Annotated in this window: 9 protein-coding genes and 1 pseudogene; 7 read left to right on the plus strand and 3 right to left on the minus strand. The window is 72.8% G+C overall.

Annotation, left to right across the window (positions count from 1 at the left end; translation table 11 throughout):
* Window positions 1–43: 43 nt before the first annotated feature.
* The 3 genes and pseudogenes from ACIRRY_RS35690 (at window position 44) to ACIRRY_RS35700 (ending at window position 4,755) form a co-directional block, all read left to right on the plus strand.
* Window positions 44–732, plus strand: a pseudogene (locus tag ACIRRY_RS35690) (hypothetical protein).
* 109 nt (window positions 733–841) lie between these two features.
* Window positions 842–2,038 carry a serpin family protein gene (locus ACIRRY_RS35695; RefSeq protein ID WP_403981171.1) on the plus strand — a complete coding sequence of 399 codons (1,197 nt, stop codon included), beginning with the start codon at window positions 842–844 and terminating at the stop codon, window positions 2,036–2,038.
* 104 nt (window positions 2,039–2,142) lie between these two features.
* On the plus strand, window positions 2,143–4,755 hold the full coding sequence (locus tag ACIRRY_RS35700; RefSeq protein WP_403981173.1) for a discoidin domain-containing protein: 2,613 nt from the start codon (window positions 2,143–2,145) through the stop codon (window positions 4,753–4,755).
* A gap of 28 nt (window positions 4,756–4,783) precedes the next feature.
* Here the strand turns inward: ACIRRY_RS35700 and ACIRRY_RS35705 are convergent, their stop codons facing one another.
* Both ACIRRY_RS35705 and ACIRRY_RS35710 read right to left on the minus strand, forming a co-directional pair.
* Entirely contained in the window at window positions 4,784–7,018 is a 2,235-nt protein-coding gene (locus tag ACIRRY_RS35705; RefSeq protein ID WP_403981175.1) for a DEAD/DEAH box helicase, read from the minus strand.
* A 111-nt stretch (window positions 7,019–7,129) separates the two neighbouring features.
* The gene (locus tag ACIRRY_RS35710) at window positions 7,130–7,960 is read right to left on the minus strand and encodes an oxidoreductase (RefSeq protein ID WP_403981178.1); all 831 of its coding nucleotides are present in this window, start codon (window positions 7,958–7,960) and stop codon (window positions 7,130–7,132) included.
* Between the two features lie 90 nt (window positions 7,961–8,050).
* Between ACIRRY_RS35710 and ACIRRY_RS35715 the strand changes: the two genes are divergently transcribed.
* Both ACIRRY_RS35715 and ACIRRY_RS35720 read left to right on the plus strand, forming a co-directional pair.
* A complete protein-coding gene (locus ACIRRY_RS35715; protein WP_403981181.1) occupies window positions 8,051–8,962 on the plus strand; it encodes a LysR family transcriptional regulator in 912 nt (303 codons plus the stop codon).
* Between the two features lie 54 nt (window positions 8,963–9,016).
* The gene (locus ACIRRY_RS35720; protein ID WP_403981183.1) at window positions 9,017–10,606 is read left to right on the plus strand and encodes a hypothetical protein; all 1,590 of its coding nucleotides are present in this window, start codon (window positions 9,017–9,019) and stop codon (window positions 10,604–10,606) included.
* Here the strand turns inward: ACIRRY_RS35720 and ACIRRY_RS35725 are convergent.
* Window positions 10,591–12,399, minus strand: coding sequence for a sigma-70 family RNA polymerase sigma factor (locus ACIRRY_RS35725; RefSeq protein ID WP_403981186.1), 1,809 nt, complete (start codon window positions 12,397–12,399; stop codon window positions 10,591–10,593). The genes ACIRRY_RS35720 and ACIRRY_RS35725 overlap by 16 nt on opposite strands.
* A gap of 208 nt (window positions 12,400–12,607) precedes the next feature.
* Between ACIRRY_RS35725 and ACIRRY_RS35730 the strand changes: the two genes are divergently transcribed.
* Together ACIRRY_RS35730 and ACIRRY_RS35735 are read left to right on the plus strand one after the other, a co-directional pair.
* Window positions 12,608–13,024, plus strand: a complete 417-nt coding sequence (locus ACIRRY_RS35730) for an SsgA family sporulation/cell division regulator (protein ID WP_200682001.1) — start codon at window positions 12,608–12,610, stop codon at window positions 13,022–13,024.
* Between the two features lie 86 nt (window positions 13,025–13,110).
* Window positions 13,111–14,538 (plus strand): FAD-dependent oxidoreductase, encoded by a 1,428-nt coding sequence (locus ACIRRY_RS35735; RefSeq protein WP_403981190.1) that lies wholly within the window; start codon window positions 13,111–13,113, stop codon window positions 14,536–14,538.
* The last annotated feature ends 16 nt before the right edge of the window (window positions 14,539–14,554 follow it).

The following is a 14,554-nucleotide window of genomic DNA, read 5'->3' on the forward strand; positions in this document are numbered from 1 at the left end:
GTACGACTTGGCGCATGGTAAGCGCGAGATGAGTGGGGGTGGAATGCGGGTTCCTCAGGCAACCGTGCGGGCGGTGAACGCGCTGACCTCGCGGTGGGCGGCGGCGGCCGACGGGGGCACGGTCTTCTCGGCGGCCGGGGTGTGGCCGCTGCTCGCACTGCTCGCGGACGGTGCCGGGGGTGCCGCGCGGGCGGAGCCGGCGGACGCGGTGGGGCTGCCGGCGGACCGATCGGCCACCGCGGCAAGGGAGTTGCTGGGCGGGCTCGCGGCGATGCGGGGCGTGGACTCGGCGCTGGGACTGTGGACGAAGCGGACGCTGGAGCTGCGGGAGGCGTGGGCGGCGGGCCTGCCGGCCGAGGCGCACGGAGTGCTCACGGGCGACCTCGGGGCCGACCGCTCGGCCCTGGACGCCTGGGCTTCGGGCTCACGACGGCGCGGGACGTCACGCGGGGTCACTTCCCCGGCATCAGCGCGTCCCCGCTGGCGATCGGGTCGGCCGAGCAGTCCACGACGGCGAGGTTCCACGCCCGCGGCTTCCGCGCGGCGGCGGTGACGGCCGTCACCGGGGCAGCCGCCGACATACCCGACGTCCGCTACGTGACCACCACCATCACCGCCCGCTTCGACCGCCCCTTCGCCTTCCTCGCGCTGCACCGCCACACCCGGCTGGTACTGGCGGCGGGCTGGGTCACGGACCCGGAGCTGTTCCCCGAGGACGACGAGCAGGGCTGATCACCGGGGGCGGAGCAGCGACGGTAGCCTTCCCGCACAAGATCACGCGGCTGCGCGATCTTGAGCTACGGCACGGGCGGGGGCGGAATTGGGAGCGGTTCAGGGGGCGGTGGTCGAGGACACAGCCGTCGGCAGCGGAACCGTCGACGCGGTCAACCGGCTGACGGCGCGTTGGGCCGACACGGCCACCGGTGGCACCGTGTTCTCGGCGGCCGGGGTGTGGCCGCTGCTCGCGTTCCTCGCCGACGGGGCTTCGGGTGCCGCGCGGGCGGAACTAGCGGACGCGGTGGGGATGGACGCCGGCCAAGCGGGCGCCGCCGCACGGGAGTTGTGGGCCGCGATGCGGGAGATGCGCGGGCCGAACTCCGCGCTCGGACTGTGGACCCGGCGCGAACTGGCCGTACGGGAGGAGTGGCTGGCGGGGCTGCCGGCGGACGCGCACGGGGTGCTCACCGAGGATCTCCCGGGCTCCCAAGGGGCGTTGGACGCGTGGGCTGCCGAGCGGACGGACGGGCTGGTCGAGCGGATACCGGTCGCGTTGGACCAGGACGTGCTGATGGTCCTGGCGAGCGCGCTCGCGCTGAACACCGAATGGCCGCGCCCCTTCAGTGAGTTCATGTTCCGACCGGACGCCGGTCCTTGGCAGGGACGGCAGTTGACCGGTCTGCGCCGCACCGGCGTCCGCCTCGACCGGGCCGGCGTGGCGAGCGGCCCGCACGGTCACGTCACCGAGGTGAAGGTCCCCGGCGACAACGGAATCGACGTCCATCTGCTGCTCGGCGAACAGCACATGACCCCAGGACAGGTGCTGGGCACGGGAGTCGACGTCCTGGCCCGCCGATTCCCGGTCGTACCGAGCGGTCAACTCCCGTACGGAGACACGGGACCCGGCCTGCGCGTCGAGCAACAGCGGTGCGCCACACCGCAACCGCCGGAACTGACCGTCACGACGATGGCGTACGACATGCGGGCGCGGCACGATCTCCTCGACCTGCACGGGCTGTTCGGCCTCACGACGGCGCGGGACACCGGTGACGGCCACTTCCCCGGCATCAGCCCGTACCCGCTGGCCCTCGCGCAGGCCGGGCAGTCCGCGGTGGCGCAGTTCGGCGCACTCGGCTTCCGTGCGGGCGCGGTGACCGCGGTCGCGCCCGGCCACGGCGGTTCGCGGCCCGACCTCCGCCACACGACCACCGTCGTCACGGCCCTCCTCGACCGCCCGTTCGGCTTCCTGGCCGTGCACCGGGAGTCGCGGCTCGTCCTGACGGCGGGCTGGGTCACGGACCCGATGCCGTACCGGAGGTAGGGGCTAGCAGGAGCCGGGGGGACTCAGGGTCGGGTGCGCTCCGTACGTGGTAATCCTCCGCGCGCTTCCCACCCCCGCCCCGCAGGGCATCGCATCGTCGAACGGTGACCAAGCCGACCCGTCTGCTGCTCCCCGTCCTCGCCGCCGCCCTGCTCCTCCCCCTCCCAGCGCACCAGGCGTCCGCCGCGCCCCGCCCCCGCGCCGACTGCGGCACGCCCGGCTGGGCGCCCTCGACCACCCGGATCGACCCGACCGACACGTACCACCCGTACGTCGGCAACGGCTATCTCGGCACCCGTGTCCCGCCCGCCGGCGCGGGCTACGCGGCCTCCGGCGAGAAGACCGGCTGGCCGCTCTACACCCCGCGCTACGACGGCGCGTTCGTCTCCGGCCTCTACGCCCGGGGTCCCGTGAACACGGCCGGCCGCGAGGCCCTCGCCGCGCTCCCGAACTGGACCGGCCTCGACGTCACGGCGGGCACCGAGACCTACGGCGGCACCAGCACCGGCCGGGTCACCCAGTACCGCCAGACCCTCGACCTCCGCTGCGGCTACGTCCGCACGTCCCTCACCTGGACCACGGCCGACGGCCGCCGCACCGACCTCGTCTACGACGTCCTCGCCGCCCGCGACACCCCGCACACCGGCGCCGTACGCCTGCGTGTGACCCCGCACTGGGACGGCGAACTCACCCTCACCGACCGCCTCGACGGCCGTGGCGCCCGCCGGGTCCGGCAGACCAGCGGCGGCCGGATCGGCGACCGCGCCATCCGCGTGGCGTTCCGCACGGACGGGACCGGTGTCGACGGAGCCGTGGCGTCCGCACTGGATGTGCCCGGGGGCTCCCAACACACTTACAAACAGGGCGAGTTGAGCGCCAGCCAGGCGTCCGTCCTGCACGTCCGTTCCGGTCGCTCCTACACCGCCACCAAGTACGTCGGCGTCGACACCGCCCTCACCTCCCGCGACCCCCGTTCCGCCGCCCAGGACGCCGCCGACCGGGCCGCGCGGCGCGGCTGGGACGCGCTGCTCGCCTCGCACACCGCCGCGTGGCGGGCGCTGTGGTCGTCCGACATCGAGGTGCCGGGCCACCCGGATCTGCAACTCTGGGCCCGTTCCGCCCAGTACGGGCTGCTGACCGCACTGCGGCCCGGCGCGCAGAACAGCATCGCGCCCGCCGGTCTGACCAGCGACAACTACGCCGGCATGGTCTTCTGGGACGCCGAGACCTGGATGTTCCCCGCGCTGCTCGCCACCCGTCCCGAGCTCGCCCGTCCGGTCCTCGACTACCGCTTCCGCACCCGCACGGCCGCCGCCGAGAACGCCGCGAAGACCTCGGTGAAGGGCCTGTTCTTCCCGTGGACGAGCGCGAGTCACGGCCGGTTGTGGGCCGAGTGCCAGAGCTGGCAGCCGCCGCACTGTCTCACCCAGAACCACCTCCAGGGCGACATCGCGCTGGCCGCCTGGCAGTACTACCTCGCCACCGGCGACCGCGCCTGGCTCCGCACCGAGGGCTGGCCGCTCCTCGACGGCCTTGCCCAGTACTGGAGTTCGCGAGCGACCAAGAACACCGACGGCTCGTACTCCGTCAAGGAGGTCGCCGGACCCGACGAGTACAGCAACGGCGTCAACGACGCCGTCTACACCAACGCCGTCGCCACCACCGCCCTCCGCGCCGCCGCGGCGGCAGCCCGCACCCTGGGCAGAACCGCCCCCGCCGACTGGCTCACCGTCGCCGACCACCTGCGGATCCCCTACGACCCGAAGCGCAAGATCTTCCTCCAGTACGACGGCTACACCGGCTCCCAGATCAAGCAGGCCGACACCGTGCTGCTGATCTACCCGCTGGAGTGGCCCATGCCCGCCGGTGCCGGGGCCGCCACCCTCGACTACTACGCCCGGCGCACCGACCCGGACGGCCCCGCCATGACCGACGCCGTCCACGCGATCGACGCGGCGGCGATCGGCGAGCCGGGCTGCGCCGCGTACACCTATCTGCGGCGGGCCTACCAGCCCTTCGCGCGCGGCCCGTTCGCCCTGTTCTCCGAGGCGCGCGGCGACAAGGCGGGCGCGTCCGACCCCCTCGCCGGCTCCCCCGCCCAGGACTTCCTCACCGGCAAGGGCGGCTTCCTCCAGGTCTTCACCCACGGCCTCACCGGCCTGCGGCTGCGCCCCGACGCCCTCCACCTGGACCCGAGCCTGCCGCCCCAACTCACGGACGGCGTACGCCTGTCGGGGCTCCGCTGGCGCGGTCGTACGTACGACATCGCGATCGGCGCGAGGACGACGACCGTACGACTGCGGTCCGGGGCTCCGTTCACGCTGGACACCCCCGAAGGCCGCCGTACCCTCTCCGGCACGGTCACTCTCAAGACCCGGCGCCCGGACCTCACCCCCACCACCGACCTGGCCCGCTGCCGGACCGCGACGGCGACCTCCTCGGAGTCCGGCCGCTACCCGGAGGCGGCGGTCGACGGCAGCCCCGCGACCGCCTGGTCCCCGGCCGGCGACCGCGCCTCGCTCACCGTCGACCTGGGGCGGACGGTACGCGTCAGGACGGTGCGACCCGCCTGGACCAAGCAGCCGGCGTCCGCCACGGTCGAGGTCTCGGCGGACGGGCGCAGGTGGCACGCGCCGGACGGGACACCCGCCCGGTACGTCCGGGTCGCCGTCCGGGGCGCGGGTGCCGCTCTCGCCGAACTCGACGTGCGCTCCTGACGGCGGCCGAACACCCCTGAGGACAGGGTCAGTTGACCTCAGCCGCCAGTCGGCGCTGCTCCTCCTCCACGATGCGGCGGGCCAGCGTGGCGTCGGATATGTCGATCGCGTCCGGGGTGGCGTCCGCCAGGGCGCTGCGCCGGGCGAACCGGTCGAAGAGGCGGTCCTTGTTCTTGAGGATGGTCAGGAGCCGATCGTCCACGCTGTCGGCGGCGAGCATGCGGTGCACCTGGACCGTGCGTATCTGGCCCATGCGGTGGACTCGGGCCACGGCCTGGTGCTCCACCGTCGGCTTGACCTGGGGTTCGCAGAGGATCACCAGGGAGGCGGCCTGGAGGTTGAGACCGACCCCGCCCGCCTCGATCTGCGAGAGCAGTACGGCATGGCCGGGGGCCTGGGTGAAGTCGTCGACCAGTTGCTGCCGGCGGGCCACCGGGACGCTCCCGGAGATGGGCCCGAAGACTCGCTTCGCGCGCTTCTCCGGCTTCTCCAGGGGCCGTTCGAGGGCCTGCTCCACCGCCGCGAGGACGTCCCGGAAGTAGGAGAAGACCACCACCTTCACGCCGTTGTCCGCGGCCTCGGCGACCAGTTCGCGCAGGCGCTGGAGCTTCGCGGACTTCTCGGCGTAGGCGGCCCGGCGCATCGCCATGAAGTTGCCGTCGCCGACCGCGCGGTCGTAGGCCTCGCGGTCGGCGACGCCGAGCTCCACCCACTCGTCGACCTGGACCAGGGCGGGCAGTTCGGTGAGCACGTCCTCCTGGTTGCGGCGCAGATAGGCGGGGGCGACGGATGTACGGAAGGCCTGCGGTCCGGCCGCCGCCGTGCCGTTGCGGACGGTCGGCAGGAGGTCGGGGCGGAGGTGCCGGACGAGGGTGCGGAACTCCTCGACGTGGTTCTCCATCGGCGTGCCGGTGAGGAACAGGACGCGGTCGCAGCGATCGGTCCACAGGGCGACCGACTTGGTGCGGCGGGTGTCCGGGTTCTTCACGTAGTGGGCCTCGTCCACGACGAGCATGCCCGGGGTGGGGCCGGTCGGCGCGTCCCCCTTGGGCCTCCCGCGCTTCGACGACCTGTCGACCGGTGCGGGCAGGGTGTGCAGCGTGTCGAAGGTGGTGATCGCGACCCCGCCGCGCTCGCTCCACTCCCCGTAGGCGTCCTGTCGGTCCGGGCCGTGCACGGGCAGGGCGCGCAGGGTGCTGCGGGCGCCGATCTCGCGGGTCCAGTTGATCAGCACGCTGGCCGGGCAGACCACCACGAAGTGGCTGTGCCCCTCGGCCGCGAGATGGGCGAGTGCGGCGATGGCCTGGACGGTCTTGCCGAGCCCCATCTCGTCCCCGAGGACGACGCGCCGTTGGGCCAGGGCGAAACGCGCCCCGAACGACTGGTACCCGCGCAGCGAGACCCTGCGGTGCGTGTCGTCCAGCGGCTGGGCGTGCACGCGCTCGGCCAGTTCGGCCGGCAGGAAACCCTCGCTCGCCGCGAGGTCCGGCTGCTTCCCGTCGACCTCGACGAGCTGGCTGTAGTACTCCGCGGACCGCAGCTCGAAGTCGACCCACGCCGCGATGTCGGAGACCGGCGGCCGCAACAGGTCGGTGGAGGCCTGCGCGATCAGCAGCCGTACGTCCTTGGCGCCCGCGTCGGCGACCAGCTCGTGCACTTCGGCGACCGCGGCGAGTGCGGCCTCCCGCCTGCGGCGACCGGCGACCGCCATCAACAGCCTGCTGCTGGCGGGCCTGGCCACGGGCAGCAGTTCGCCGAGCCGCTCGTCGAGCCGGGTCGCGGCGTCCAGGGCGCGGCGCAGCTCGGGGCCCGCCTCGACCAGCCGTTGCAACGCGATGACCAGGGCGGTGGTGCGGAGTTCGGGGTGGTCGACGTCGATCCGCACGGAGACGGTCTCCTCGACGGCCCGCGCGATCTGCCGGGCCGCCGCGAGCGCCCGGTCGGCCGTCTGCTGTCCTACGCCGGGCAGTTGCCGCAGTTCGTACCAGCTCGCCTCGTGCACCGCGCGCACGGAGGTCAGTCCCGCCGCCTCCACGGCCCCGAGCCGCAGCCGCCCCTCGGTGACGTCCTTCAGGCGGGCGACCGGGATGGACTCCAGCTCCTGGGCGACGAGTTCGGCCCGCAGCGGCTCCAGCGCGGAGCGGACGGTGTCGAGGGCGCGGGTGTGGTCGGCACGCAGGGCGCGCGCCACGTCGTACAACCGCGTGCCTTGCGCGCACAGCTCCCTGGCCCGTCCGCCCGCCCGCGGAAACTCGCCCTCCATGTCACCCCCCGCTGCCCGTTGCCGTCCGTTCGTCTCCCAGCGCGTCCATCGTGGCACGCGCCTCTGACAACGGGGACGGACCCGGGCGGGCCAAGGGTTCCGGGCCCTCCGTCAGGCGTCGAAGCCGGTCGCCCGGGTCCGCTTCTCCCAGGCCGCGATGTCGCCGCGCACCGCGTCGAGGTGGCCGAGCACGGCGTCCACAGCGTCGTCGCCCAGCGGCAGACGCAGCGGGGTCTCCTCGGCGTCGAGGGCGGCGAGGATGAGAGCCGCCGCCTTCACGGGGTCGCCGGCCTGGGCGCCGTCGCCGCCGGAGACGAAGCCGCGGGTCTCACTGACCTTGGCGTACGCACCGCTGTCGGCGCTGACCCCGGCGCGGCTCGTGTCGAAGAGGGCGGTCCGGAAGGCGCCCGGCTCGACGATCAGCACCTTGACGCCGTACTCGGAGACCTCGTCCGCGAGCCCCTCGGACAGTCCCTCCAGGGCGAACTTCGTGCCGCTGTACGCCGAGAAGCCCGCGAAGGACATCTGCCCGCCCATGCTGCTCATCTGGACGATCGTCCCGGACCGCCGCTCCCGCATGGACGGCAGCACCGCGCGCGTGAGGGCCGCCGGCCCGAAGACGTGCAGGTCGAAGAGGTCCCGCAGTTCCTGCTCGGTGGTCTCCTCGAAGGCCCCGACGTGCGTACGGCCCGCGTTGTTGACCAGGACGTCGATCCGCCCGTGCCGCGCCACCACGTCCCGTACGGCCGCCTCCCCCGCCGCCGCGTCGGTGACGTCCAGGCGCAGCGCCTCCAGTTGGTCGGGGTGGGCGGCCACCAGGTCGTCCAGCCCCTCGGTCCGCCGCGCCGCGCCCACGACCACGTCACCGGCGGCGAGCGCGGCCTCGACGATCGCCCGCCCGAACCCGCTGCTCGCCCCGGTCACCAGCCACACCTTGTTCATGACGTCTCCCCTTGAGATCCCGTGGTGCTCATCTGCGGACCAGCCTGCTCCCGCCCCCGACGACCCGTCCAAGACCTAAGCTCATAACCGATGGCTATGACGATGGATGTCCATGTGCGGGACCTGCGCTACTTCGTCGCGGTCGCCGAGGAGTTGCACTTCACGCGCGCGGCCGAGCGGTTGTACGTGTCGCAGCCCGCGCTGAGCAAGCAGATCCGGGCGCTGGAGCGGCAGTTGGGCGCCGAACTGTTCCACCGCGACCGGCAGGGCGTCGCGCTCACCGCCGCCGGTGCGGCCCTACTGCCGTACGCCGAGCGGGTGTTGGCGGTCTGGGCGGAGGGCGCGTCCGCGCTGGCGGAGGCCGGCGCGGCCGAACGCAGCACCCTGCTGGTCGGCATGAGCACCAGCCCCGGCCGGGGCGGCCTGCTGCCCTCGATCCGCTCCCGCTTCACGGCCGCGCACCCGGAGGCGGTCGTACGGCTGCGGCAGGTGAGCTGGGACGATCCGACGGCCGGTCTCGCGGACGGGGAAACGGACGTCGCCTTCGTCTGGCTGCCGCTGCCCGACGCGGAGCGCTACGGCTGGACGGTGGTCGCCGAGGAACCCCGCCTGGTCGCGCTCCCGGACTCCCATCCGCTGGCCGCCCGCGCCGAGGTCGACTTCGCGGACCTGCTCGACGAGCCGTTCCTCGCCCTGCCGTCCGACGCGGGCCCGTTGCGCGACCACTGGCTCGCCCTCGACGAACGCGGCGGCCGTCCACCGCGCGTCGGGGCGGAGATCGCGGGCACGGAGGAGACGTACGAGGCGCTGGTCGCCGGTCTGGGCATCTGCCTGGTGGCCACGGGCAACGCGCATCTGATCACCCTCGGCGGTGTCATCACCCGCCCGGTGCACGGCGTTTCACCGAGCCGATACGCCCTCGCGTGGCGGCGGGAGGACGGCGGACGGCCGCTGGTGAGGGCGTACGCGGAGGCCTGCCGGGGGGTCATGAGCGGGGGGTGAGGCGCGTGGCTACTATGAGTCGCCTTTGGGGAGTCTGGATCTTGGGGGATCGTCATGAGCGCAGGTCGTGTCGGACGTACGAGACGCATACCGTTCGCTTTCGTCGGCGTGGCCCTGCTCGCGCCGCTGGTCGTTCCCGCCGCCACCGCGCAGGCGGCGTCGAGTTCGCTGACCGTGACCACGCTGGGGCGGCACGGCGCGAAGGTGGCGACGACGGTGACCGTTGTCGCCGTACCGTCCGGTGAGACGCGCACCGTGAAGTCGGGCAAGCGGCTGAGCCTGCCCGCGGGCCGGTACATCGCGATGACCGACATCTATGAGAGCGCCACCGACGGGCTGGGCACCGACACCGTCGGCGCGCAGGTCGTGACGGTGTCGGGGGCCGAGTCCGTAACGCTGGACGCCCGTAAGGGCAAGGCCGTGAAGGTGTCGCTGGACACCCCGGCCGATGTGACGGGGCCGGCTCGGATCAGCGCGCAGGTGTGCGCCGGCAGCATGGACATGCCCTCCGCGTACAGCGCGGGCGGCTGGAACGACGCGGGGTCCCTCTACGCGATCCCCAACTCCTCCAAGCTGCTCCAGTTCGGGTACATGGCGCAGTGGTCGGGCAACGACAGCTATGTCGCCGTGAAGAACACGACCGGTATCCCGGCCGCACCCGGCGGTGCGTTCAAGCGGTCGAAGCTGGCGACGCTGCGCTTCTCGGTGCGTGCCGGGACGCAGATGGGCACCCAGAACGACACCGCCGTCCAGTCCGAGCCCAAAGTCGACGACTGCACGACCGACCTGTACGCCAACGTCACTGACGGCAGCGCGCCGTTCACCACCGCGGTCCATGTGACACCCGGGACCTGGCAGCAGCGCAGCGACGTGATCGCGAACAACGGCGATGTCGTCAGCGGCGGTTTCCCGGCGACCAGGACGCTGAAGGCGGGGCAGAGCTTCACCCAGTCGTTCGGGCGGGCGGTGTGGAGCCCGATGCACTATCTGCCGACGGTCTGGCAGAAGTCCGTGAACTTCATCCCGGACGCGCTGATCGGCGACCCCGACGTGGGTGTCTGGGGCGCCGATCCGACGAAGGAGACGGTGGTCCTGACCAAGGGGAGCACCACGATCAAGAAGCAGACCCTGACCAACTGGGGTTCCTCCGACGCCTCGTTCGCCGCGCGCATCCGCTCGGCCGGCACCTACCGGCTGACCGTGGACGCCCACCGCTACCGTCCGGGCATCACCTTCCCGTCCGGCATGCTGTCGTCGCGCGTCACCCTCGACTGGCGGTTCAAGGCCGACCCGGCCAAGTCGGTGGTCGCGCCCGTCTTCATGACCCGCTTCCTGCCGGCCGGTCTCGACAGCCGCAACCGGGCGCAGGCGAACAGCACTACGTCGGTCACCGTCAGCGCGGGGCGCGGATCCCAGGGCCCCGACATCAAGTTCACCAAGTCGACGGTCAAGTCCCTGAAGGTGTGGGCGTCTTCGGACGGCGGCACGACCTGGAAGGCCGTCTCCGTCACCCGCTCCGGGTCCGCCTGGAAGGCCGCCGTGCACAACCCGGCCTCCGGCGCGGTGGCCCTGCGCTCCCAGGTGACCGACTCGGCCGGCGGCACGTCGGTGGAGACGGTCTACCGGGCCTACGCGATCGGCTGATCGCCGTCGGCCTCGACGGCCCGGCCACAGGGCTTGTCGCGGATCGGGGGGTCAACGGGCTTGGGATCGGATGGAGTTGGAGCTTCCGTGGACGGCTCAGGTGTGGGTGCGGGCGTGGGCGTGGGTGACGGTGACGACGGTTCGGACGGGGTGGTGGGCTCCGGGGTGGTCGTGGGTTCCGGAGTGGTCGGCTCGGAGGTGGTCGGCTCGATAGTGGTGGGTTCCGGGGTCGTCGGCTCCGGAGTCTCCTTCACGGGGTCGCTCGGAGCCGGGTCCGCGGGGGTCGACTCGGTCGGGATCGGCTCGCTGGGAGACGGGTTCGCGGGGGTCGATTCCGTCGGGATCGGCTCGCCGGGAGTCGGCTCGGCGGGAGTTGACTCCGTCGGAGTCGGCTCGCTGGGAGTCGGCTCGGCGGGAGTCGATTCGGTCGGAGTCGGCTCCGAATAGGTCGGCTCTGTGGGAGTCGGCTCCGGCTCCGTGACCACCGGTGGTGTCGGAGTCGGGTCCGGCGTCACCTTCACCGGCGGAACAGGAACCGGTTCGGTGGTCGCAGACGGAACAGGAACAGGTTCCGTACTCACCGGCGGCACGGGTATCGGCTCCGTCGTCACCGGCGGTGTCTCAACAGGCGCCGTAGGAGCGGGTGTTCCGCCGCTCTCCCCCACCGGCGTGGCGGTCGGCCTCGGGCGGGTGATGCCAAGTGAGGCCGGAGACACGGCACTTGTCCCGGCGTCCGGCGCGGGTGCCGTAGAACTGCGCTGGTCGACCGGTGTCTTCGAGGGCTTGCTCATGCGCGGCCGGGACGCCACCGGGGCCTGGGAGACCGGGACTTCGGTGACCGGGCCCTTCGCGACGGGGACCTCCGTGGTGTCGCCGCCGCCGAGGACGACGATCATCGCGACGGCGCCCGCCACGGCCGCGCCGACCGCGGCGACCACCGGGGTCTTCGCGGCGCCGACCGCCGCCTGCCGTACGCCGTGCAGCAGTCCGCCGCCATGGCCGCCCGCCGCGACACCGGCCGCACCCGCGGACCCGGCGCCGAACGCGAGCAGGAACTTGCCCGTGCCGCCGAGCGCGAACACCAGCAGGGCCGGTGCCACGAGTGCGGGCAGCCGGTCGTTGGCGCGCATCAGGGCCGCGAGGCGGGCCCGGCAGTCGTCGCACGCGTCGACGTGGCCGAGGAGCCGTTCGGACTGCCGCTCGGTGGCGCCGCCGCGCACGTACGCGGGCATACGGGCCCAGTGGACCTGGCACGCGGGATCGTCAGGGGCGCTGGTCTGGGCGCGCAGGAACGCCTGCCGCATGCCTTCGCGCGCCCGGTGCAGCAGGACGGCCGTCGCGCCCTGCTTGGTGCCGAGCTGCGGGCCTATCGCGGCCAGCGGCAGCCCCTCCGCCTCGGCCAGCCACAACGCCTTCACCCACCGCTCGGGCAACTGCTCAAGTACCCGTACCAGCAGGTCGGTCGAGGACACCTGCTCGGCCGGATCGCCCCCGTGGGCCGGGTCGTACGCCCGTTGCGCGCCGACCCGCTCGCCGACCTCCGGATCGAGCGGCGTCTCACGCGCGGCGCTCCCCGCGGCGGTCGCGAGGTGCTTCACCGTGGTCATCAGGTACGCCGGTACGTTGTCGATCTCGTGCCCGGCGGACAGCCTGCGCCACACCCTGAAGTGCGCCTCGGCGACGAGGTCTTCGGCGACCCAGGCGTTCCGGGTGAGTGAGCGGGCGTAGGCGACGAGGCGCGGCTGCTGCTCCTCGTAGATCCGGGCGTACTCGGCGGTGGGACCGTCGTTCATGGCAGCAACGCTCCAGTTGCCAGGCGGGGCGGGGAAGGGTTTGTACCCTAGATGGCGAAACTTTCAATTAAAGTTGCAGGGGTTCCATAACGTGACACAGGTCACATGAATTGCCGTACGCCACGGCGTAATCAAAGGCCCCTCCGGGTGATCAAGGAGGGTGTGTCGGCACAACGGCCGCCGCCCCGCCCGAAATCGGAGACCGCCCATGAGCCCCGTCACCCTGGAACAGCCCACCGGCGCCCGTCTGATCGCCGACGACGACCAGGAGTTGGCCGTGACGGTCACGCTCCGCTACTCCTCCGGCGACCCCTTCGCCGTACAACTCCTGTTCCCCGCCTGGATATCCCTGGACGGCAAGAAGGTGACGTGGACCTTCGCCCGGGCGCTGCTGGAGGAGGGCCTCGACACCCCGGCCGGGATGGGCAACGTACACATCAGGCCGTACGGCCCCGCCCACACGGCCGTCGAGTTCCACTCGGCGGAGGGCATCGCGATGATCCGCTTCGACACGGTCGCCCTGCACCACTTCCTGCGCCGCACGTACCGGGTGACGGAGCCGGGCCGGGAGGCTCTGGGACCGACCCTCGACCGGGGGCTCGCGTCACTGCTCGACGGCGCGTGACGGGCGGTGGGACGAGCCGTGGGACGGACCGTAGGGCGGTCAACTGACCCATGCGCTCGGGAAGTTGGGATTGTTATCTTCGCCCCATGACGGAATCACCGCACCGGATGTCCACCCGCGCCGTCGTCGTCGGAGGCAGCCTCGCCGGCCTGCTCGCCGCTGCCGCCGTCCGGGACCACGTCGACTCCGTCGAGATCATCGAGGCGCACGGCCTGCCGGAGGGGCCCGAGGCACGCCCCGGCGTTCCCCAAGCGGCGCATTTCCACGTCCTGTTGTCCGGTGGGGCGAACGCGATCGAGGAGCTGCTGCCGGGCACCGTCAAGGAGTTGCTGTCCGCGGGCGCCCACCGGGTGCCCATGACGACGAACATGCTGATCTTCTCGCCGGAGGGCTGGTACCGGCGCTGGAGGCGGGACAGCCACTATCTGATCACCGCGAGCCGCGACCTCACGGACTCCGTCGTCCGCAGGCAGGTGCTGAAGGACCCGCGCGTCGGCGTCCGCCCGCACACCAAGGTCACCGCCCTGCTGGGGAGTTCGCGCCGCGTGACCGGCGTACGGCTGCGCGCGGCGGACGGCACCGAGAGCGAACTGACCGCGGATCTGGTCGTCGACGCGTCCGGAAAGGCGGCGCGGACTCCGCAGTGGCTGGCCGAGCTGGGCATCTCGGGCCTGGCCCAGGACCGCATCGACTCCGGCATCGCGTACGCCAGCCGGGTCTACCGCGCCCCCGTCCCCACCGACAACTGGCCCGTGATCAGCGTCCAGGCCGACCCGCGGACGGGCGAACCCGGCCGGACCGGCGGCATCGTCCCGATCGAGAACGGCCGCTGGCACGTCGGCCTGATCGGCACCCCGGGCGCCCAACCCACCCGCGAGGCGGCCGAGTTCGAGCCGTACGCCCGCACCCTCCGCCACCGGGTCATCGCCGACCTCCTGACCCACGCCGAGCCGCTCACCGACGTGGCCGTGACCCACAGCACGGTCAACCGGCGCCACTACTACGAACGGCTCAAGTCCTGGCCGGAGGGCCTGGTGGCGCTGGGCGACTCGGTCGCCGCGTTCAACCCGGTGTACGGCCACGGCATGTCGGTGGCGGCCCTGGGCGCCGTGGCCCTCCGCACCCAACTGTCCGCCCTCGGCCTCACCAACGGCCTCTCCCGCAAGGCACAACGGGCCATCGCGGGCCCCGTCGAACTCGCCTGGAGTCTCGCCGTGGGCCAGGACATCCACTACGCGACGGCAGAGGGCAGGACAGCGAACACCGCCGACCGCCTCCTCCAGCGCTACGTCAGCCGCCTCTCCCGCACCGCCACGGGCTCCCACCACGTGGCCACCGCGATGACAGAGGTACTGACCCTCCAGTCCCCGGGCACGGCCCTCCTCCGGCCGGGCGTCCTCGCGGCGGCACTGATGGGACCGCCGCGGCCGCGGCTCGACGGGCCTTCGTTCACGGGTGGGGAGCGGAGGCTGCTGGCCGAGGCGGGAATCCGGCTGCCCGGGGTCACCGGGTAGGGCGGGCCGGGCTCAC

Origin of the sequence: Streptomyces sp. NPDC101776 (genome assembly GCF_044766845.1) — a bacterium.
Lineage (GTDB): Bacteria > Actinomycetota > Actinomycetes > Streptomycetales > Streptomycetaceae > Streptomyces.